Annotated in this window: 16 protein-coding genes; 8 read left to right on the top strand and 8 right to left on the bottom strand. The window is 73.6% G+C overall.

Translation table 11 applies throughout. The annotated features are described in order from the left end of the window. Positions 1 to 33: 33 nt before the first annotated feature. The 4 genes from ABD385_RS23565 to ABD385_RS23550 all read right to left on the bottom strand — a co-directional run bounded on the left by ABD385_RS23565 (position 34) and on the right by ABD385_RS23550 (position 3,718). Complete coding sequence (locus ABD385_RS23565; protein WP_344579414.1) at positions 34 to 1,542, bottom strand: cellulase family glycosylhydrolase; 1,509 nt, start codon at positions 1,540 to 1,542, stop codon at positions 34 to 36. Positions 1,543 to 1,720: 178 nt separating this feature from the next. Next, the gene (locus ABD385_RS23560) at positions 1,721 to 2,566 is read right to left on the bottom strand and encodes an alpha/beta fold hydrolase (protein WP_344579412.1); all 846 of its coding nucleotides are present in this window, start codon (positions 2,564 to 2,566) and stop codon (positions 1,721 to 1,723) included. Beyond that, positions 2,566 to 3,156, bottom strand: coding sequence for a TetR/AcrR family transcriptional regulator (locus ABD385_RS23555; protein ID WP_344579410.1), 591 nt, complete (start codon positions 3,154 to 3,156; stop codon positions 2,566 to 2,568). The genes ABD385_RS23560 and ABD385_RS23555 overlap by 1 nt, the downstream gene beginning before the upstream one ends. Positions 3,157 to 3,310: 154 nt before the next feature. Beyond that, complete coding sequence (locus ABD385_RS23550) at positions 3,311 to 3,718, bottom strand: hypothetical protein (protein ID WP_344579408.1); 408 nt, start codon at positions 3,716 to 3,718, stop codon at positions 3,311 to 3,313. 320 nt (positions 3,719 to 4,038) lie between these two features. Between ABD385_RS23550 and ABD385_RS23545 the strand changes: the two genes are divergently transcribed. From ABD385_RS23545 to ABD385_RS23520, 6 genes are all read left to right on the top strand, one after another. Then, positions 4,039 to 4,578 (top strand): adenine phosphoribosyltransferase, encoded by a 540-nt coding sequence (locus tag ABD385_RS23545; RefSeq protein ID WP_344579406.1) that lies wholly within the window; start codon positions 4,039 to 4,041, stop codon positions 4,576 to 4,578. Between the two features lie 172 nt (positions 4,579 to 4,750). Continuing rightward, entirely contained in the window at positions 4,751 to 6,937 is a 2,187-nt protein-coding gene (locus ABD385_RS23540; protein ID WP_344579405.1) for a serine/threonine-protein kinase, read from the top strand. A gap of 192 nt (positions 6,938 to 7,129) precedes the next feature. Next, entirely contained in the window at positions 7,130 to 8,539 is a 1,410-nt protein-coding gene (locus ABD385_RS23535) for an MFS transporter (RefSeq protein WP_344579403.1), read from the top strand. Positions 8,540 to 8,716: 177 nt separating this feature from the next. Further along, positions 8,717 to 9,124 carry a YciI family protein gene (locus tag ABD385_RS23530; protein WP_344579402.1) on the top strand — a complete coding sequence of 136 codons (408 nt, stop codon included), beginning with the start codon at positions 8,717 to 8,719 and terminating at the stop codon, positions 9,122 to 9,124. 8 nt (positions 9,125 to 9,132) lie between these two features. Then, complete coding sequence (locus tag ABD385_RS23525; RefSeq protein ID WP_344579538.1) at positions 9,133 to 10,278, top strand: RNA polymerase sigma factor; 1,146 nt, start codon at positions 9,133 to 9,135, stop codon at positions 10,276 to 10,278. A gap of 231 nt (positions 10,279 to 10,509) precedes the next feature. Then, a complete protein-coding gene (locus tag ABD385_RS23520) occupies positions 10,510 to 11,898 on the top strand; it encodes a (2,3-dihydroxybenzoyl)adenylate synthase (RefSeq protein WP_344579400.1) in 1,389 nt (462 codons plus the stop codon). 61 nt (positions 11,899 to 11,959) lie between these two features. On the opposite strand, the gene ABD385_RS23515 is transcribed toward ABD385_RS23520, so the two are convergent. Together ABD385_RS23515 and ABD385_RS23510 are read right to left on the bottom strand one after the other, a co-directional pair. Beyond that, entirely contained in the window at positions 11,960 to 13,570 is a 1,611-nt protein-coding gene (locus ABD385_RS23515) for a carboxylesterase/lipase family protein (protein WP_344579398.1), read from the bottom strand. 100 nt (positions 13,571 to 13,670) lie between these two features. Next, positions 13,671 to 14,123 carry a winged helix-turn-helix transcriptional regulator gene (locus ABD385_RS23510; protein WP_344579396.1) on the bottom strand — a complete coding sequence of 151 codons (453 nt, stop codon included), beginning with the start codon at positions 14,121 to 14,123 and terminating at the stop codon, positions 13,671 to 13,673. A gap of 108 nt (positions 14,124 to 14,231) precedes the next feature. Between ABD385_RS23510 and ABD385_RS23505 the strand changes: the two genes are divergently transcribed. Continuing rightward, the gene (locus ABD385_RS23505) at positions 14,232 to 15,521 is read left to right on the top strand and encodes an MFS transporter (RefSeq protein ID WP_344579394.1); all 1,290 of its coding nucleotides are present in this window, start codon (positions 14,232 to 14,234) and stop codon (positions 15,519 to 15,521) included. Between the two features lie 74 nt (positions 15,522 to 15,595). Here the strand turns inward: ABD385_RS23505 and ABD385_RS23500 are convergent, their stop codons facing one another. Together ABD385_RS23500 and ABD385_RS23495 are read right to left on the bottom strand one after the other, a co-directional pair. Further along, positions 15,596 to 16,639, bottom strand: coding sequence for a chitinase (locus tag ABD385_RS23500; RefSeq protein WP_344579393.1), 1,044 nt, complete (start codon positions 16,637 to 16,639; stop codon positions 15,596 to 15,598). Between the two features lie 393 nt (positions 16,640 to 17,032). Further along, positions 17,033 to 17,776, bottom strand: a complete 744-nt coding sequence (locus tag ABD385_RS23495; protein ID WP_344579391.1) for a class I SAM-dependent methyltransferase — start codon at positions 17,774 to 17,776, stop codon at positions 17,033 to 17,035. 515 nt (positions 17,777 to 18,291) lie between these two features. Between ABD385_RS23495 and ABD385_RS23490 the strand changes: the two genes are divergently transcribed. Further along, the gene (locus ABD385_RS23490) at positions 18,292 to 19,551 is read left to right on the top strand and encodes an NAD(P)/FAD-dependent oxidoreductase (protein ID WP_344579388.1); all 1,260 of its coding nucleotides are present in this window, start codon (positions 18,292 to 18,294) and stop codon (positions 19,549 to 19,551) included. Positions 19,552 to 19,604 lie beyond the last annotated feature (53 nt).

Genomic DNA, 19,604 nt, shown 5'->3' with positions numbered 1-19,604 from the left:
CGCCCGTCCCGACGACCTCGATATGACGCTACGTCAGCGATCCGTCACCGTCACTCGTACCGTGGCCCCCGGCCGCGCCGCCGGCAGTCGGAGCTTCGTCCGTCCGGGCCCGTCCGCGACCACGACCACGACCGGGCCGCCGCCGGTGACGCGTACCCGGGGCCCGTGCGGGAAGGCCGCGTCGGGAAGGGACAGCACCGTCCAGGCACGCCGCGTGGTGCGGTCGGCGGTCAGGGTGAGGGTGTAGGTCCCGGTGGCCGGGCCGGCGGATTCGGCACCGGGGACCCCCGCCACCGCCGTTGCGTACGGGCCGAACGCCGGCTCCTTGCCGGGGGCGGGAACGCCGTCGCGGTCGTAGGCGCAGTAGCCGCCACCCCCGGTGGCGCGGCAGTCGTACCACAGCGCCCACCCCGCGGCGAAGCCCCCGAACGAGGACACTTGACGCTTCATCAGCTCCGCGTTGCCGGGCGTGCGGGCCTGGGGCGGTCCCCATTCGCCGACCAGTACCGGCAGCCGGTGACGGGCGGGGTAGTCGCGGACCGCGGCCTCGTAGCGCTCGATGAAGCGGCCCGAGGGGTCCCAGTCGGCGCCCGATTCGACGGCGGTGTCGTAGGAGTGCGGGGCGTACCCCAACCGGGCCGCGCCGGGCCGCGGGTCGTGGAAGCCGGGCAGGCTGGTGGGGACGCCCTGGCCGACCAGGACGGTGGGTTCGACGAAGAGCCAGGCATCGGGGTCCACGGAGCGCACGGCGCCGATCAACCGCCGGTACATCGCCGCCAACCGCCCGCGCTCCAGCGTGGCGGAGGCGCGCACCTGGTCGTCGGGATCGGTCGGATCACCCGGGACGGGCCCGAACGGCTCGTTGAACAGGTCGTACCCCAACAGGGACCGGTGGCCGCGCAGCGCCTTGGCCACCGTGACGTACGCGGCGCGCTGCGCCGCGCGCAGGTCGGCGTCGTCGTACAGGTGGGTGAAGGCGGCCTGGACGGCCGGCTGGAAGTACTCCGCGAACCAGTCGTCGGGGTTGGGTTCGAAGGGCAGGCCGTCGGTGCGGGCGGCCCAGGCGGGAATGCCGTTGTGGCCGAACGTCGGACCGAACACGTCCTGGTGCCAGTCGACCAGCATCAGCACCCGGTAGCGGTCGGCCCAGCCCAGGACCCGGTCGAGGTAGCGCAGGTAGCCGGCGTCGTAGTGTCCGCGCCGCGGTTCGACCTTCTCCCACTGGACGTTGAGCCGCAGCAGGTTGAAGCCGTGGCCCGCCAGGTCGGCGAGGTGCGCTTCGGTGACGGTGTCGGTCTTGCCGAGGTTGAGGCCGCGCAGCGGCAGCGCCCGGCCGTCCCGGTCGGCGAAGAACGTCCGCCCGGTGCGCGAGGTGACGGTGGCCGTGGGCACGGGCCAGTCGGCCGCCCGGTCGGCCGACGACGTGGCCCGGGCGACCGCCCCCACCGCCGCGGCCGACCCCGCGGCGGTTCCGGCACCACAGACGGCACTCAGCACCGCCACCCCGAGGGCGAGGCTCGACACGGCGCGGCGCAGCGGCATGGTGGCTCTCCAATGACAGCGGCTCGACGTCACTCGGGTCGGCGGTCGCCGACCGCCGTCCGGGATTCTGCGGCACGCACGACACGGAAGGAAGGGGCGTGACGCAGGTGCTCCGGGACCGCCCGGCGGACGCGGAGGGCCGCGCGGACCGGGTGCGCGCGCCCGCCGCGGACGCGGATCAGTCGCGGACCGCCTGGTGCAGCAGGGCGCCGAACTCGACCGGATGCGTAGTCAGGCCGGTGTGCCCGCCGGGGAAGTGCCGCAGCTCGCAGCCGAACCGCTCGGCCAGCAGCGCGGCCGGACGGTAGGGCAACTCGCCCCGGGAGTCCTGGCCGCAGGCGAACACCAGCCGGTCCGACAGGGCCGCCAGCCGTTCGAGGTCGGGGGCGTAGGACATGAAGCCGGGGACGATGCGCCTGACGAAGAAGGGCAGGTCGGCCATCGTCCGCTCGGCCCGCGCCGCGGCCTGCGGCGGCAGTTCGACCTCGGCCCGCGGTGCCGCGGTGCCGCCGTCCTTCGCCAGCCCCGCCGCGAACTCCGCCATCGCCGGCAGCAACCCCTCGCTCCGGAACGTCGCCTGGACGCGGGCGAGCAGGGCGCGGTGCACGGCGGCGTCCGGCAGGACCTCGACGACCGGCGGCTCGTGCACCACGACGCGCTCGACGCGTTCGGGCCGGGCGGTGAGCAGGTGCAGGGCGACGATCCCGCCCGAGCTGGCGCCGAACACCCGGGCGGGCGCGTCGGGCGACAACAGCTCCAGCAGGCGGAACGCGTCGTCCGCGTGCTCGGCCACCCGTTGCTCGGCCTCGGGGTCGTCGAGCGTGCTGCGGGACATGCCGCGCGGGTCGTAGGTGGCCACGGTGTGTGTGGTGGCCAGTTCGTCGGCGACGGCGTCGAAGGCGGCGGCGCCGCCCGTGCCGCCGGGGATCAGCAGCAGGAGCGGTCCCCGGCCGCGCACTTCGTAGTGCAGGGTCGCGCCGTCGACCCGTAGCTCGCCGGTGGTCGGGAGGGTCGGGGTGGTCATCAGGAGTCTCCTTCGGGGGACGGGGGCCAGTGCGCGAGGAGGGCGTGCAGGGCGTCGAGGGCGCGTTCCCACGAGCGCTGCGACGGCCGTGCGTGTGCGAACCCGCCCGCGGCCTCCAGCGCGACGAACCCGTGGAACGTGCTGCGCAGCAAGCGGACCGCGTCGGTGAGGTCCGGCTCGGTCAACCCGTAGCCGCGCAGCACGCCGTAGCTCAACTCCACCGCGCGCCGCGGGCCGGCCGCCTTCGCCACCAGCTCGGGGTCGATGTCGATCGGGGTCTGGGTGGCCGCGTAGCGACCCGGGTGCGCGCGGGCGTACTCCCGCCAGGCGTCCGCGAACGCCACCAGTGCGTCCTTGCCGGACCGCCCCGCGGTCGCCTCCGCGATCCGGACGGTCTTCTCGTCCGCCGCCAGCAGCGCGATCCGTCCGCGCAGGTCCGCCAGGCCGCGGACGTGCGTGTACAGGCTCGCGTCCTGCACACCGAGCCGCCGCGCGACCCGCGCCATGGTCACCTGGTCGAACCCGACCTCGTCGGCGACTTCGGCGCCCGCCACCGTCACCCGCTCCGCCGTCAATCCGGCCCGCACCATGCGCCCTCCCGCTTTCCTAGGGTCCCTAGGTTAAACCTAGGGACCCTAGGAAAGGCAAGCGGAATGCGGCACGCGGGAACGCGGAGAGGGCATCCGCCGGTGGCCCGGACCACGCCGGGCCACCCACGGATGCCCTCTCCTGACGGGGCCGGCGTCAGCGCCGGGCGCGCCGGCCCTCCTCGCACCCGCGCCGCCAGTCCTCCTCGTACCAGCCCGGATGTTCCCGCCCCGCCACCTGGCTGCACGGCGTCAGCCGGTAGGCGCGCAACTTCGTGAACAGTGGGCCGCCCGCGTCCGGGCACCCGGGCTGCGGCAGCCCCGACCCGCAGCCGGGCCGACTGCGCCGCTCCTCCTGGGCCCGTTGCTCCCGCTCGCGACGCTGCCGTTCCTCGGCGGCGACCTCGGCCCGCACTTTCGGGTAGTACGCCGCCGCCCAGGCCCGGCCGTCCTCGTGCACCTGCGTGCGGTGCGCGTCGTGCACCCCCGCCACCACCGCGGTCGCCGTCGCCAGCAGTGCCGCGACCACCCCGACCGATTTCGCCGTCCCCCATGTGTCCTTCATGGCGGTCACCCTGCCACAACGCCCGGCCCGCCCGGACCGCGCCAACCGCCCCTGCGCGCAGTGCACTTGCCGTGCCGTCGGGGCGGGGCCGCCTCCGCCCCGCGGCGTTCGGGCCCGACGTGCCGGACCGGTCCGTGCCGGGCGGCACCGTTCACGGCCGGGTGGCGCGCTCCGGTGGTTATGCTGCGTCCGCTGCGCCTGGCACCGTGCCCCACCGCCACGCGCGGTCACGTCCAAGCGGGGCGTCACCCAGCTCCGGAGCGCCCTGCTCCGCCGGCGGCCGGTTCGTCAGGCCGCCCCACCCAGCAGAGGACACCGGCATGCAGCAGCCCACCACGGTCGCCGACGAGCTCCGCAGCGCACTGCGGACCTTCCCCGACTTCCCCAAACCGGGCATCAACTTCCAGGACTTCACCCCGGTCTTCGCGCAGCCCCGGTTACTGCGCCGGATAGCCGAGTCCCTCGCCGCCGCCTACGACGGGGAGTTCGACCGGGTGCTCGCCGTCGAAGCGCGCGGGTTCGTGTTGGGCACGACCGTGGCCGCCGTCGCGGATCGTCCACTGGCCCTGGCCAGGAAGAAGGGCAAACTGCCCGGCCCGGTCTTCAGCGCCGCCTACGACCTGGCGTACGGAACCGACACCCTCGAACTCCAACAGGACGCCTTCGCACCCGGCGAACGCGTCCTGGTCGTCGACGACGTCCTCGCCTCCGGTGGCACCCTCGCCGCCGCGGCCGGCCTCGTGGCGGAATGCCGCGCCCAACTCGTGGGCTTCAGCGTCGTGATGAGCCTCGCCGGCCTCGACGGAGCGGCCCGGCTCGCCCCCGCGCGGGTCTTCTCCCTCCTCCCCGACCACGCCTGACCCCCGCGCCGGGGCGCGCCCCTGTCGGCCGGCCGCCGTCGCACCGCGCGGCGGCCGGCCGACCGCGGTGGCGGACGGGCTCCGTACCGCTCGGCAGGGTCCGATGCGGGTGGGGTTGAATGGGCTCCGGCCACAGGGCGAGGGGCGTGGCGCCGACGACGGCGCGGGAAGGGTGACTGTGCGCGTTTTGGGGGACCGCTACGAACTGGTGAGGTTCGTGGGTCGGGGCGGCATGGGCGAGGTGTGGGAAGGCCGGGACCGGGTGATCGAACGCCGGGTCGCGATCAAACTCCTGCCACCGCACCACGGCGACGCCGCGGGTGCGGAGTTGTTCTTCCGCGAGGCGCGCACGGCCGGCGGACTGAACCACCGCGGCGTCGTCACCGTCCACGACGTCGGCCGGGACCGCGGCGACGGCACGCTGTTCCTGGTGATGGAATTCGTGGTCGGCCGGGACCTGGCGGCCGTGTTGCGGCAGGACGGGCCGCCGCCGGTGCCCGTCGCCGCCGACTGGGCCGCCCAGGCCGCGGCCGCACTGGCGGCCGCCCACGACGCGGGCATCGTGCACCGCGACCTCAAACCCGCCAACCTCATGCTCACCGCGGAGGGCGACGTCAAGGTCCTCGACTTCGGCATCGCCCGGTTCATGGCGGCCACCGACAAGTCCAGCAAGGTCATGGGCACGCTCGCCTACATGGCCCCCGAGCGGTTCCGCGAACACGGCGGCGACGCCCGCACCGACCTGTACGCCCTCGGCTGCGTGCTGCACGAACTCCTCACCGGCGTACCGCCGTTCCAGGCATCCGACCCGGTGGCCATGATGGCCGCCCACGTCCAACAGGCGCCCGACGCGCCCGGCACCCTGCGCCCCGGCATCCCGGCCGCCGTCGACGACCTCGTCATCCGGCTGCTGGCCAAGGCCCCCTCGGACCGCCCGGCGTCGGCGGCCGAGGTCCACGACGCACTGCGCACGCCGACCGCCACGGCCGGCGCCCTCCCGACCCCGGCCGCCACGGCCGCCACCCCCGACCCCACGGCCGTCGACCCGACGCCGCCCCTCGCCCCGGTCACCGCCCCGGTCACCGCGCCGAACCCGTCTCCCGACCCGCACCGACTCCCCACCCGGACCGCCACACCGCCCCGGCCCCCGCACCCGCCGACCGACGGTCCGGAGCCGACGCAGCCCCGGTCGCTCGGCCGACGCCGCGCCCTGCGGCTCGCCTTCGGCGCGGCCCTCGTCGCCGGCGCGGGCACCGGCCTGGCCCTGCTGCCCTGGGGCGACCAGCAGGAACCGTCCACCGCGGCGGGCGGGCAAGGGGGCGCCCCTTCCCTGGCGCTGGCCGACGCCCGCCCCTGGCGCTTCGACGCCCCCATGATCATCCCGAAGGGGCCGGTGCTCTCCCGAGGCGTCCTGTACCTCATGGACGGTGCGACGATCCACGCCGTGGACGCCCGCACCGGCAAGCAACGAGCGACCCTCACCGTCCCGGACCCCCAGGTCGGCAGCGGTTGGCTCGCGGCCGCCGCCGGGACCCTCTTCGCCGTCGGCGCCAAGGGCAAGCTGTACGCACTGAACGGCGCCGACGGCAGCACCCGGTGGACCTTCGCCGCCGGCGACGACATCGGCTGCGATCCCACCGTGGCCGGCGGACTGGTCTACGTCGGCAGCCTCGACAAGAACCTGCACGCCGTGGACGCCGCCACCGGAGCCCAGAAGTGGGCCTTCCCCACGGGCGACTTCGTCCTGTCCACCGCGACGGTGTCCGGCGGGACGGTGTACGTCGGCGGCGACGACAAGCACTTCTACGCCGTGGACGCGGCCACCGGCGCCAAGAAGTGGGCGTTCGGTGCCGGCGGCACCTTCCGGGCCACCGCCGCCGTGGCCCACGGCACCGTCTACGTCCCCAACAACGACCAGCGCCTCTACGCCCTCGACGCGGCCACCGGCGCACAGCGCTGGACGGCCCCCCTGGGCGGCGGCGCCACACCCGACGACAACGACCGTCCCTCGTGCCCGGTGGTCACCGCCGACATCCTCTACGTGGGCGGCCGCGACGGCCTCCTGCACGCCCTGGACCCCACGACGGGCCGGCGCAAGTGGACCTACGGCACCGCCGGCGACTTCCGTCCGACGACCCCGGCCGTCGCCGACGGCACGGTGTACGTGGGGAACCGGGCCGAGGCCCAGGGAACCCTGCACGCCGTCGACGCGGCCACCGGCACCAAGCGGTGGAGCGTGCGGACGGGCGGCGCGCTGGGTGACACCTACGCACCCGTCGTGGCCGACGGCCTGGTCTACCTCACCAACAGAGCGGGCCTGTCCGCCGTTCCCACCGCCCCGGGACCGGGCCGGAAGTGACGCCCGCGGGGTGACCGCGGCGACCCGCTGCGCCGCGGACCGGCGCGCCCGCGCAGGACGCGCCCGGCCGCTGCCTGCTCCCGGCCCGCGGACCGCACCGTGTGTCACTGCTGCGAGGGTCGGCGGCTGCCCGGGATTCTGGACGGGAGGCGCGGGTACGGCCTCGCCAAGCAACCCACGGGTAGGTCGCACATGACGGAGCTCGTCCCCGGAACCCGGCAACGGCGCGTGGTGCTCGTCGTGTGTTGCGGTGCCCTGTTGCCCATCGGCATCGACATCACCGCGATCAACGTCGCCCTGCCGGCCATGGAGACGGAACTCGGGGCCACGATCGCCGGCATGCAGTGGGTACTGGACTCCTACAGCCTGGCGATGGCGGCCCTGATGCTGCTGTTCGGCTCGGTCGGCGACCGGGTGGGGCGGCGGCTGGTGCTCCAGATCGGCTTCGCCGTCTTCACCGCCGGCTCGGTGCTGTGCGCGCTCGCCGGGTCACTGGAGTCGCTGGTGGTGTTCCGGGTGGTGCAGGGCGTGGGCGCGGCGAGCCTGTCACCGGTCTCGCTCTCCCTCGTCGCCCAGGCGTTCCCGGGCACGGCGGAGCGGGCCCGCGCGATGGGCGTGTGGATGTCCGCCTACGGCCTGGGCCTGGCCGTGGGGCCCTTCCTGGGCGGTCTCTTCGTGGACAGCATCGGCTGGCGTCCGCTGTTCTGGCTGAACCTGCCGGTGGGCCTGCTGGCGATGGCGCTCACCGCCCGGTCCGTGCCGGAGTCCCGGGCGGTGCAGCCGCGACGCCTGGACGTGGTCGGACAACTCCTGGTGGTCGTCTTCCTCGGGGCGCTGGCCTACGCCGTCATCGAGGTCCCGCACAAGGGCTGGGCGGATCCGGTCATCGCGGGGTGCCTGGCGCTCGTCGTCGTCTCCTGCGGCGGGCTGCTGTGGTGGGAGCGGCGCTGTCCCGAGCCGCTGCTCGAACTCGACCTGCTGCGCGATCCGCGCTTCAGCGGCGCCATCGTCGCGGGGATGGGCGTCTTCGGGACGTTCGGCGGCTTCTTCTTCCTCACGTCGCTCTCCCTCCAGCACCCGCAGGGCCTGTCCGCCCTCCAGGCGGGCCTGTGGATGCTGCCCACGTCGATCGTGCTCGGCGGGTGCTCGCCGCTGGCCGGACGCCTGGCCGACCGGTACGGCACCCGGCGCCTGCTGGTGACGGCCGGACTGGCCCTGGCGAGCAGCGCGGCCCTGCTCACCCTGCCGAGCGTCAACGCCCCCGGGATTCTGCTCCTGGTCGACTACCTGCTCTTCGGCCTCGGCGTCGGCCTGGCCGCCCCCTTGCTGATCAGCGCCGCGGTCTCCGGCCTGCCGGCCGACCGGGCCGGCTTCGCCTCCGGGCTGTTCACCACGGCGGGCCGCTCCGGCTTCGCCCTGGGCGTCGCCGTGCTCGGCGCGATCCTCGCCGCCGGGCTGCACCAACGCCCGCTGTCCCACGCCGCCGCGTTCGAGGAGGCGGTCCGACCGGCCTGGTGCCTGGTCGCGGCGGGTGGCCTGGCGGTGGCGGTGCTCGGGGTGCTGATCACCACCCCGCGGCCGGTGCACAGCAGCGCGCGATGAGCGGCCGGCCCGGTGCGTGCCCGACCGGACACGCACCGGGCCCGCCGGCTGGCCCAGCAGCCCCGTCCACCGAAAACCAAAGAAATCTCGGCGCCGATGTCGAGAATCCCCGGACGGCTTCGTCCCCGGTGGTGAACGCGCCCACAATGGGCGCCACCAGCATCAAGGAGAGTCATCATGGCCAAGTACCTGCTGCTCAAGCACTACCGCGGTGCCCCGGCCGCGGTCAACGACGTGCCGATGGACCACTGGACGCCCGAGGAGATCTCGGCGCACGTGCAGTACATGCAGGACTTCGCGGCGCGGCTGGAGAAGACCGGCGAGTTCGTCGACGGCCAGGCGCTCTCCCCCGAGGGCACCTTCGTCCGGTACGACGGCGAGGGCCGCCCGCCGGTCACCGACGGACCCTTCGCGGAGACCAAGGACCTCATCGCCGGCTGGATGGTGATCGACGTCGACAGTTACGAGCGCGCCGTCGAACTGGCCGGGGAACTGTCGGCCGCCCCCGGGGCCGGCGGCGAGCCGATCCACGAGTGGCTTGAGCTGCGCCCCTTCCTGAGCGCGCCCCCCACCATCACGGAGTGACCGGACCGATGGACGACGCCCTGCTCCGCGGCCTCACGCCGAGCGTGCTCGCCCTCCTCGTCCGCCGCGGAGCCGACTTCGCGGCGGCCGAGGACGCGGTGCAGGACGCCCTCGTGGAGGCGGTCCGGGTCTGGCCCGACGACCCGCCGAGGGACCCGAAGGGCTGGCTGGTCACCGTGGCCTGGCGCCGGTTCCTCGACGCGGCCCGGGCGGACGCCGCCCGCCGCCGGCGAGAGGACCGCCTCGACGAGGAGCCGGCGGCCGGCACCGCGTCCGCGCGGGACGACACGCTCCAGCTCTACTTCCTCTGCGCCCACCCCTCGCTGACGCCGGCCTCCGCGGTCGCGCTCACCCTGCGCGCCGTCGGCGGCCTGACCACCCGTCAGATCGCGCGGGCGTACCTGGTGCCCGAGGCGACCATGGCGCAGCGCATCAGCCGGGCCAAGCGCACCGTCTCCGCCGTGCGCTTCGATCGGCCCGGCGACGTCGCCACCGTGCTGCGCGTCCTGTACCTGGTCTTCAACGAGGGCTACTCCGGCGACGTCGACCTCGCCGCCGAGGCCATCCGGCTCACCCGGCAGCTCGCGGCCGCCATCGACCACCCCGAAGTGGCGGGCCTGCTCGCCCTCATGCTGCTCCACCACGCCCGACGCGCCACCCGGACCGCGCCCGACGGGAGCCTGGTGCCGCTCGCCGAACAGGACCGCAGCCGGTGGGACACCGCCTCGATCGCCGAGGGCGTCGAGCTGCTGCAGGCGGCCCTGGCCCGCGACCGGTTGGGCGAGTTCCAGGCCCAGGCGGCCGTCGCCGCCCTGCACGCCGACGCGCGCACCGCGCAGGAGACCGACTGGGTGCAGATCGTCGAGTGGTACGACGAACTCGCGCGCCTGACGGACAGTCCGGTCGTACGCCTCAACCGGGCGGTCGCCGTCGGCCAGGCGGACGGCCCGCAAGCCGGCCTGGCCGCGCTCGCGGAGCTGGACCCCGCACTGCCCCGCCACACCGCGGCGGCGGCGTACCTCCACGAGCGCGCCGGCGACGCGGCGACGGCGGCCCGGCTCTACGCCGAGGCCGCCGACAAGGCGTCCAACCTCGCCGAACGCGACCACCTGCTGCGCCAGGCCGCACGGCTCAACGCCCACAGGCACGGTTGACGGGGCGCGACCAGACCCGTGAGCCTCGACAACCGCCAGGTCAGCGGCGTGCCTTGGACCTTCCGCCGAGGGAGCTCCGCCGGCATGGTCGGGACCGCACCTTGCGCACGGCGGGGTGGAGGGTTTGGCTGGTCAGGGTCACGACGGCGTGGGCCGCAGCCAGTCCGGGGAACGGGACACGGCACGGGCGCGCACCGCCGCACCGCCCCCACCTCGTACAGGAAGACCCGCATGACATCCCTACTCGACGGCTGTACGCCGTGGCCCGAGGTGTTCGTCGACCGCTACTGGGCGGTCGGGCACTGGCGCGGCAACACGCTCGACAACCTGCTGCGCGGTTGGGCCCTGGAGCACGGACCCCGGACCGCGCTGGTGCACGGCACCGACCGCCTCACGTACGGGCAGCTGAACCGGCGGGTGGACCGCACGGCCGCCGGGTTCCGCCTGCGCGGTCTGCGACCCGGGCAGCGGGTCGTCGTCCAGCTGCCGAACGTCCCCGAGTTCGTCGTCACCGTGTTCGCCCTGATGCGCGTCGGCGCGGTCCCCGTCCTCTGCCCGCTGGCGCACCGGACATCCGAGGTCTCCCACCTCGTGCGGGTCACCGAGGCCACCGGCTACGTCGGCCCGGCCACGTCCCAGGGCTTCGACCACACCGCGATGGCTGCGGAGATCGCGACCCAAGGACCGTTCCTGCGGCGGGTCTTCACCTACGAGGCGCCAGGCACCTCGTCCCCCTACGGCGGCCTGGCGACCGACCGGTCGGGCTGCCACTACTTCCCGCTGGCCTCCATCGACGCCCCACCCGAGCCGCCGCGCGCACAGAGCGCCGACCACGTGGCGTTCTTCCTGACCACCGGCGCGACCACCGGGGCGCCCCGGCTCGTCCCGCGCACCCACGACGACTACGTCTACCAGGCACGGGCCGCCGCCGAACTGGTCGCCCTCACCGAACACGACGTGTACCTCGCCGCGCTGCCCGCCGACGCCAACGTCGCCTTCGGCGCGCCCGGCATCATCGGCACCCTCTCCGTCGGCGGCACCGTCGTCCTGGCCGACAGCCCGGAACCCGAGGAGTGCCTGGCGGCCGTCGAACGGGAACGGGTCACCCTCACGTCCGTGACGCCCGCCGTCGTGCGGCGTTGGCTCGACGCACCGCCCGACGGCCGGGCCGACGTGAGCAGTCTGCGGCTCGTGCAGGTCGCCGGCGCGTCCCTGGAGCGTGCGACCGCCGAACGGATCGGCCCCGCCTGGGGATGCGGCCTGCAACGGGTCTTCGGTACGGCCCTGGGGCCGCTCGTCCTCACCCGCCCCGCCGATCCGGACGAGACCGTGCTCACCACCCTGGGCCGACCCCTCTCGCCCGACGACGAGATCCGCCTCGTCGACGGCGACGACGCGGACGTGCCCGACGGCGGGACCGGCGAACTCCTCGCCCGCGGCCCGTACATCCCGCGCGGCCACTACCGCGCTCCGGAGCACGACGCACGCGCCTTCACCGCCGACGGCTACTTCCGCACCGGCGCCCTCGCCCGGCGCACCCCGGACGGCAACCTGGTGGTGACGGGCCGCCTCGAAGGCGCCCCGCAGCGCACCGACCACGAGGACCCAACTGGCCCATAACCACCTCCGGCGCCGCCCCGGGAGCCTCGGGACCCTTGGGCCCGCCCGAGGCTCCCCCACCTCACCCCTGCGGCCAGAGCCGGCAATGGTGTGCGGCCGCGAGGTCCACGCGGTGGATCCCGCCAGCACCGGTGTCGAGCTGCTGCGCGTAGGGGGCGGCGGCGCCGGCCGACACCGGCCGCCAGGGCGCGAGCCCCCGCCCGCCCGGTGCGCCGTTTCGCGCGAACGCCGTCCAGTAGTCGGTCATGTCCGCGGCCAGCGCCTCCTGCGCCCCGGTGAACGAGGCGTGTCGCCCGCCCAGGTCGAACAGGTAGGGCAGCTCAGTGGCGTGGGCCGCGCCCAACGGCAGCTGTGGGGACGTGGGGTAGCCGATGCCGGGCGCGTCGCGGTCGGCGAACTCGTAGGCGTAGGTGGGCGTGTGCGCGGCCAGCAACCGATCCGCGGCGAGCGTCTGACAGGCGAAGACGCGGTCGGTGTTCAGCGCCGCCCAGGCCAGTGCCGGTGTGCCGTACGCGGTCGGGGAGTACACCGCCGCGAGGCGCCCGGCCCGGTCCCCGAAGGTGTCCCGCAACAGGGCGCGGTACGACTCCGCGGTGATCGGTTGGTTCTGTTGCAGGGCGGCTACGTAGGCCCGCATCTCGTCCCGGTTGCTGCCTTGCAGCACGGGAACCCGGTGGAACCGGCCGTCGCGCAGGGCGCTCGCCGGCCGCCGGGGCACCAGGGGAGTGCCGTAGGAGACCTGCTGGAAGTCCTGGTTCGCGCGCAGCAGTTCGGCCGCGGGCTTGGCGCGCAGGCACGCCAGCGCTCGCGATGCCTGTGCGCAGCCCAACGTGCCGGCGGCCTGCCGGCCCGCGGACTGCACGGCCGGCAGCGAGGTCCACGGCGAGAAGCCTGCGACGCCCGGATAGACGGCGTTCTTGCCGAAGTCGAGGGTGCAGGGCCCGCTTTGGACGATCGCCTTGGCGAACAGTCCGGCCGCGCTCGGCGAGGTCAGCTGGGTGCAGGTGCTCATTCCGCCGGCCGATTCTCCGGCGAGCGTCACGTTGTGGCGGTCGCCGCCGAACGCGGTGGCGTTGCGTTGGACCCAGCGCAACGCCGCCTGCTGGTCGGCCAGTCCGAAGTCACCGGAGCCGGCCAGCCCCGGGTAGCCGAAGTCGCCGAAGATCCCCAGCCGGTAGTTGAGCGTCACCACGACCACGTTCCCGCGCTCGGCCATGCGGTGCGCGTCGTAGCTGCTGCCGGCGCCGCTGAGGAACCCGCCGCCGTGCAGCCAGACCACCACCGGCAGCGGCCGGTGCCGGTCGGTGCGCGGGGCGGTGACGTTGAGGTAGAGGCAGTCCTCGTTGGTGCTCCCGCCGTGTACCTCGTGGCTGGCTGCCTGCGGGCACGGGCTGCCGGGGCGGCCGGCGTCCCGCACGCCCGACCACGGTCGGGCCGGGGCGGGCAGGCGCCACCGCAACGCGCCCACCGGCGGCGCCGCGTAGGGGATCCCGGCGAACGTCCGGTAGGCGCCGTGGTCGACGCCGCGCACCAGTCCCGCCTCGGTGGCCACCAGCGGGCGCCCCGACGCCTCGGATGCCGCGGCCGGCGGCGCGGGCGCGCCGAGGCAGACGACGGACGTCAGGCCGAGGGCGAGCACCGGCGGCAGGAGACGGCGCGACAGGAACCTCATGGGTCCTCCAAGGGCTGGGATGGTCCTCCCCAGCCTCGCGGCCCGCCCCTCCTCCCGGTAGGGCCGGGCAACCCCCGCCCCGGCATGACATTTGTCGTGGTCACTGCTCCGAGACCTTGTGGACCAGGGTGTCGTCGGGTCCCAGCCGTCGCCCGTCCGCCGACCGCACTTCCAACGCGTCGAGGGGACGCCCCTGTTGACGGTCGACCAACTCCGAGTGGGGTTCGCCGGCGGAGAAGAAGTGCTGTTCGCCCCACTGCCGCAGGGCCACGATGACGGGGAACAGCGCCTCGCCCTTCGGGGTCAGCACGTACTCGCGGTAGGCGCTGCCGTCCGAAGCGGGGACGGAGGCGAGAACTCCGCCGGCGACCAGGGCCCGCAGTCGCGCGGTGAGGATGTTCTTCGCGACGCCGAGGCTGCGTTGGAACTCCCCGAAGCGCCGACTCCCGTCGAAGGCGTCCCGCACGATCAGCAGCGACCACCAGTCGCCGATCGCGTCCACCGACCGGGCGACGGGGCATGCGCTGTCGTCGAAGCGCGTCCGGTTCACCATGTGCCGGCCCTCCCTTTCAAGATAGTTGCAACATGCTACCAAGAAGGCTACCGTCCCAACTGGTAGCAAGTTGAAACCGAAAATCGCGAAAATCGCGGAGGAGTACTGATGCCAGGCAACGGTGAGGCCGTGACACGACGGACCGAGACCCGCAACGAGGAGGAATCCGGGTTCGTCCTGTCCCGTCGCGTCGTCATCCTGTTCGCCGTCGCCTGCGGGGCAGCGGTGGCCAACGTCTACTTCTCCCAGCCGCTCCTGGTCACCATGGGGCACGACCTCGCCCTGAGCCCGGCACTCGTCGGCAGCGTGGTGACGCTCACGCACGTCGGATACGGCCTGGGACTCTTCTTCCTCGTGCCGCTGGGCGACGTGGCCGACCGCAGGCGGCTCATCGTGGCCCAGTTACTGCTCCTGGTGGTGGCGCTGGCCGTGGTGGCCGCCGCCCGCACCGCGGCGGTCCTGCTCGCAGGCATGGCCGCAACGGGACTCCTCGCGGTCGTCACCCAGACACTGGTGGCCTTCGCGGCCTCACTGGCCCCGCCCGCCGGGCGCGGACGGGTGGTCGGTCTGGTCACCAGCGGCGTGGTCGTCGGAATCCTGCTCGCCCGCACCGTGTCCGGCCTGCTGGCCGATCTCGCGGGCTGGCGCTCCGTCTACCTCGCCTCGGCGTCACTCACCGCCCTGCTCGCCCTGGTGCTCCACCGCGTACTGCCCCGTCACAGGACCGCTCCTGTCAGGGTCCTGACCTACCGTCAACTCCTGCTCTCCACCGCCACGTTGTTCGCACGGGAACGACTCCTACGGCTCCGGGCCCTCTTCGGCCTCCTGGTCTTCGCCGCCTTCAGCACCCTGTGGAGCAGCGTCGCGCTGCCGCTCAGCGGCGCACCGTACTTCCTGTCCCACAGCGCCATCGGGGCGTTGGGACTGATCGGCGTCGCCGGCGCCCTCGCCGCGACCGTGGCGGGCCGCCTCAACGACCGCGGACTGTCCGGCCGGACCACCGGCATCGCCTTGGCGCTGCTCGCCGCCTCGTGGCTGCCCTTGTCCCTCACCCGCAGCTCGCTGTGGGCCCTGGTCGTCGGGGTGGTCCTCCTCGACCTCGCCGTGCAGGCGGTGCACGTCACCAACCAGACCCTGATCTACGCCCTGCACCCGGACGCGGGCAGCCGGCTGATCGGCGGCTACATGGTCTTCTACTCGATCGGCAGCGCCACCGGCGCCCTCGCCGCAACCGCCCTCTACACGGCGGCCGGCTGGGGCGCCGTGTGCGGGCTCGGCGCCGCCTTCAGCTGTGCCGGGCTCGCGCTGTGGGCGCTCACCCGACGCGACGCCCCGCACCCCGCCACCGAGCCGGCTCCCGGTGGCGCAACCCGAGCGAGCGCGCCCAACGCCGAGTGACGACCGTACCCGCAGCTCAGAACCACGCTCTGACCTGCGGGTTCAACCACCGGAGAGCAGCGTCGCCGCTTCCGTCAGCCGTTCTTGAGCGCGTCGGTGAAGGCGAACGGCGACTGGGAGACGCCGCTGCACACCGGAGAGGCCGCCGGTTTCATGAGCTGCGCGGCGCCCATGCGGCCCTTGGGCGCCGTCCGCGCGAGTGAGCCGCACGCCTGGTCGCGGCTGACGGACCAGTAGGACATCCGGCCGACCCCGTTGCCCGCCGCCCAACTCGCCACCGAGGCGGCGTCGGCCAGGCTGAAGGTGGAACCGTCGTCGTTCACGCCGATCATCGGGGTGATGCCGAGGTTCGCGTAGTCGTAGCCGGGGTCCACGGACTGCATCTGCGCCAGGGTGGCCTTGCCGGCGCTGATCGCCGCCGCGCCCATGTCGGTACCGGTGCCCTGCCCGTAGTCCATCGTCATCACGTTGACGTTGTCCAGCTTCACGCCGGCTGCCTTGGCGGCCTTCAGCACGTTGACGCCGTCTGCGGTCAGTCCGGTGGGCAGCACCGGCAGCGTCACCGAGGCGGTCAGTCCGGAGTTGTTCGCCTTGAGGTCCTTGATGGCCGTCATCTGCCGGGCCACGCCCGCGGTGTCGGCGACGGCCGCGCCCTCGATGTCGAAGTCCAGGGCGTCGGCGCCGTAGGCGGTGATCTCCTTCTGGTAGCCCGCGTCGATCTGGCTCTGGTCGGTACAGGTGAAGGCCAACGGCAGACCGCCGGCGCCGCCGGACGAGATGATCACGCTGGCACCCTCGGACTTGGCCTTGGCGATCACCGGGTCGATGTTCGGGTCGTTGCCGACGGGGAGCGTGTCGCCCCAGATGTTGTTGCAACCGGCGCCGATGGTGAAGGCGGCGCTGTAGGTCTTCAGGCCGTGACCGGTGATGGCGGCATCGAGCTGGGACACGCCGGAGTTGCTCATGTCCACGTACGGGGCGAACTGCGTCGCGCTGACGCCTACGGTCGGCTGACTCGTGTGCGGGTGCACGGTGCCCGCGTTGGCGGTGGGGATCGCGAGGGGGGACAGGGCGCCGGCGGCCGCCGCGGCCAGGGCCATTCGGGTCGACATCCTCATCAGGTGTCCGGTCCTTCCGTGGGGGGAGGAAGAGCGAAGTGCGTGACCGATCACCGACAAGAGTTGGACTAGACCAAAGCCGGAGTCAAGAGTCCAGGAGGGCGCAACTACCCAAGTTTTGCGACGACTTGGGGTACTCCTGGGCGCCACATGGCCGTCGAACCGGACGCCGGGCCGCCGGCCGGGCGGGGCGGGGTGGTGCCGGGCGCGGGCCCGTACCGGATCCGCGTCGGGTCCGTATCGGTCCGGTGAGCGGCAGGCCCGCCGCCCCGGGGCATGACGCACCGGAGCGGCGGGCTTCCTCGGCCCGGAGGGCTCGGAGTCATGGCCTGACCGGGCGACCGACGGGCTGCCTGGCCGGCCGACTGAACTACCGACCGGCCGAGCGACCGGTCAGGCCCGGCAGCGCAGCATTTCCAGCGGCGGGTGCGCAAGGGCGTCCGCCCAGAAATCCTCGCCGAACTCGCGGATGCCGGCCGCGGACACCTGGAGCGGAACCCACTCCACCGCACTGAACCCGGCCGCCCGCAGGCACTCCTCGTAGACCTCGCGACGCGGTGCCGTGGCGACGATGCTGATCGGCTCCGGTTCGAGGAGGGCCGTGACCCGCACCCGCGGACCCATCTCGGTCTCCTCGCCGGTCGGCTCGCAACGGAACCCGTATGTGTCGAGGGACGGGCAGTCGAACGCGTAGTCCGGCTTCTGGGCGAACACGAAGAACTCGCCGCCAGGCACCAGGCTCCGGTGGATGTTGGCGGCCATCCGCTCCAACTCCACCGCGTCCGCCGCGTAGTTCAGGCACTGCACGCCCACCGCGACGTCGAAGCGCCGCTCGACGGACCGCAACTCGCCCACGTCACCGACCTCGTACCGCACGCCCAGCGGCTCGCGTCGCTCGAACTCCTCGGCAACGGCGATCATTTCGGCGGAGATGTCGACACCGAAGACGTCCGTGGCGCCGCGCCGCTTGAACTCCCTGCTGTAGAAGCCGGTCCCGCACGCCACGTCCAGAACGGACTTGCCTCGCACGTCCCCGACCATGCCCAGGAAGCTCGGCACCTCCCCGTAACGCACCAGTGGCAGGGCCTTGAACCCCTCGAATGCTTCACCGATCTCGTCGTACTGCTGCACGCTCACGTGCGGCCCCTCCCGTGCTTCGTCGGTGTACGTGACCACGCCGGCCCCACGGATGCACCGGATGGAGCGGATGCACCGGATCAACGGCTCGCGGCGTGGCCGAAAGTCTCCTCCGTCGTGCCTGGCCGCTGTATTGGCAAATGATACAAAGAAGGTGGTGGGACGATCCTCCAATCACCCAACACCACCTGGCGAATCCGGCCGTGACCTGGGCCTGCGCTCTCCGTTCCCACCACCCGACCCGTTCCCACCACTCGACCCGATCCGGCCACCAGGCAGTCGTCCGCACGCACCACGCCCGCCGTCCCCTCACCCCCAAGCGTCGTCTTCCCGGGGGTGATTCGCCCATCTGGTGGAGATCATCTTCCGGCCTCGCCCCGGCGTGCGGGATCCTCGGCACCAGCCGTCGGCGCAACGTCCAGGCGGCTGCACCAGCCGCCGCGCGGCGTCCACGGCCCCGGCGGACGAACCACAGGCACGTCCACGAGACGGACCGGGCAACAAGGAGGCAGGAAGTGGTGAACACGGACGAGACGTTCGTCATCGTGGGCGGGGGACTGGCCGGCGCCAAGGCAGCCGAAACCCTGCGCGCCGAAGGCTTCGGCGGCCGGGTGATCGTCCTCGGCGACGAAGGCGAGCGCCCCTACGAGCGTCCGCCGCTGTCGAAGCAGTTCCTCGCGGGCAAGGCCGACCGGGACAGCGTCTTCGTCCACGCGCCCGACTGGTACGAGCAGGCCGACGTCGAACTCCGCCTCGGCCAGCCCGCCGTCCACCTCGACCGGGCGGCGAAGACGGTGCGCCTCGCCGACGGCACCTCCGTCCGCTACGACCGGCTGCTGCTGGCCACCGGTGCCGAACCGCGCCGCCTGGACGTCCCCGGCGCCGGCGTCGCCGGCATCCACCAGCTGCGCAACCTCGCCCACGCCGAGCAACTGCGCGAGGTCCTCGCGAAGACCGGCCGTGACCAGGGGCACCTCGTCATCGCCGGCGCCGGTTGGATCGGCCTCGAAGTGGCCGCCGCCGCCCGCGAGTACGGCGCGGAGGTGACCATCGTCGAACCGGAACCCACCCCGCTGCACGGAGCGCTGGGCCCGGAACTCGGCGTGGTCTTCCGTGACCTGCACGTCGAACACGGCGTCCGCTTCCACTTCGGCGCCCGCCTCACCGAGATCGTCGGCCAGGACGGCATGGTCGTCTCGGTCCGCACCGACGACGGCGAGGAACACCCCGCCCACGCGCTCCTCGTCGCCGTCGGTGCCGCCCCGCGCACGGCGCTCGCCGAGGCCGCGGGGCTCGCCCTCGTCGACCGCGCCGCCGGCGGCGGCATCGCCGTCGACGCCTCCTTGCGCACCTCCGACGCGGCCATCCACGCCGCCGGCGACGTCGCCGCCGCCCTCCACCCCCTGCTCGACACCCGGCTGCGCGTCGAGCACTGGGCCAACGCCCTCAACGGCGGCCCGGCCGCCGCCCGCGCCATGCTCGGCCAGGACATCAGCTACGACCGGATCCCGTACTTCTTCTCCGACCAGTACGACCTCGGCATGGAGTACTCCGGCTACGCCCCGCCCGGCTCCTACGACCAGGTCGTCTGCCGCGGCGACGTCGGCAAGCGGGAGTTCATCGCCTTCTGGCTCCGCGAGGGACGCGTCCTGGCCGGCATGAACGTCAACGTCTGGGACGTCACCGAGCAGATCCAACAGCTCGTCAGCTCCGACGCCCGACCCGACCCGAACGCCCTCGCCGACCCGCAGGTACCGCTCGAATCGTTGGTGTGAGGCGAACGGGACGGGCTCGGGCGCAGCTGGCCGCGGTCGCCGGCCCGGCCCGC

This window comes from Streptomyces lunalinharesii (assembly GCF_039532155.1).
Lineage (GTDB): Bacteria > Actinomycetota > Actinomycetes > Streptomycetales > Streptomycetaceae > Streptomyces > Streptomyces lunalinharesii.
Note: the sequence above shows the minus strand (reverse complement) of the source record. Positions and strands in the feature narration are given on the sequence as shown.

What these genes read in the sequence shown, in the direction of transcription:
- ABD385_RS23565 (WP_344579414.1), bottom strand. Translation starts at nt 1,542, where the DNA reads ATGCCGCTGCGCCGCGCCGTGTCGAGCCTCGCCCTCGGGGTGGCGGTG.
- ABD385_RS23560 (WP_344579412.1), bottom strand. Translation starts at nt 2,566, where the DNA reads ATGACCACCCCGACCCTCCCGACCACCGGCGAGCTACGGGTCGACGGC.
- ABD385_RS23555 (WP_344579410.1), bottom strand. Translation starts at nt 3,156, where the DNA reads ATGGTGCGGGCCGGATTGACGGCGGAGCGGGTGACGGTGGCGGGCGCC.
- ABD385_RS23550 (WP_344579408.1), bottom strand. Translation starts at nt 3,718, where the DNA reads ATGAAGGACACATGGGGGACGGCGAAATCGGTCGGGGTGGTCGCGGCA.
- ABD385_RS23545 (WP_344579406.1), top strand. Translation starts at nt 4,039, where the DNA reads ATGCAGCAGCCCACCACGGTCGCCGACGAGCTCCGCAGCGCACTGCGG.
- ABD385_RS23535 (WP_344579403.1), top strand. Translation starts at nt 7,130, where the DNA reads ATGACGGAGCTCGTCCCCGGAACCCGGCAACGGCGCGTGGTGCTCGTC.
- ABD385_RS23530 (WP_344579402.1), top strand. Translation starts at nt 8,717, where the DNA reads ATGGCCAAGTACCTGCTGCTCAAGCACTACCGCGGTGCCCCGGCCGCG.
- ABD385_RS23525 (WP_344579538.1), top strand. Translation starts at nt 9,133, where the DNA reads ATGGACGACGCCCTGCTCCGCGGCCTCACGCCGAGCGTGCTCGCCCTC.
- ABD385_RS23520 (WP_344579400.1), top strand. Translation starts at nt 10,510, where the DNA reads ATGACATCCCTACTCGACGGCTGTACGCCGTGGCCCGAGGTGTTCGTC.
- ABD385_RS23515 (WP_344579398.1), bottom strand. Translation starts at nt 13,570, where the DNA reads ATGAGGTTCCTGTCGCGCCGTCTCCTGCCGCCGGTGCTCGCCCTCGGC.
- ABD385_RS23510 (WP_344579396.1), bottom strand. Translation starts at nt 14,123, where the DNA reads ATGGTGAACCGGACGCGCTTCGACGACAGCGCATGCCCCGTCGCCCGG.
- ABD385_RS23505 (WP_344579394.1), top strand. Translation starts at nt 14,232, where the DNA reads ATGCCAGGCAACGGTGAGGCCGTGACACGACGGACCGAGACCCGCAAC.
- ABD385_RS23500 (WP_344579393.1), bottom strand. Translation starts at nt 16,639, where the DNA reads ATGAGGATGTCGACCCGAATGGCCCTGGCCGCGGCGGCCGCCGGCGCC.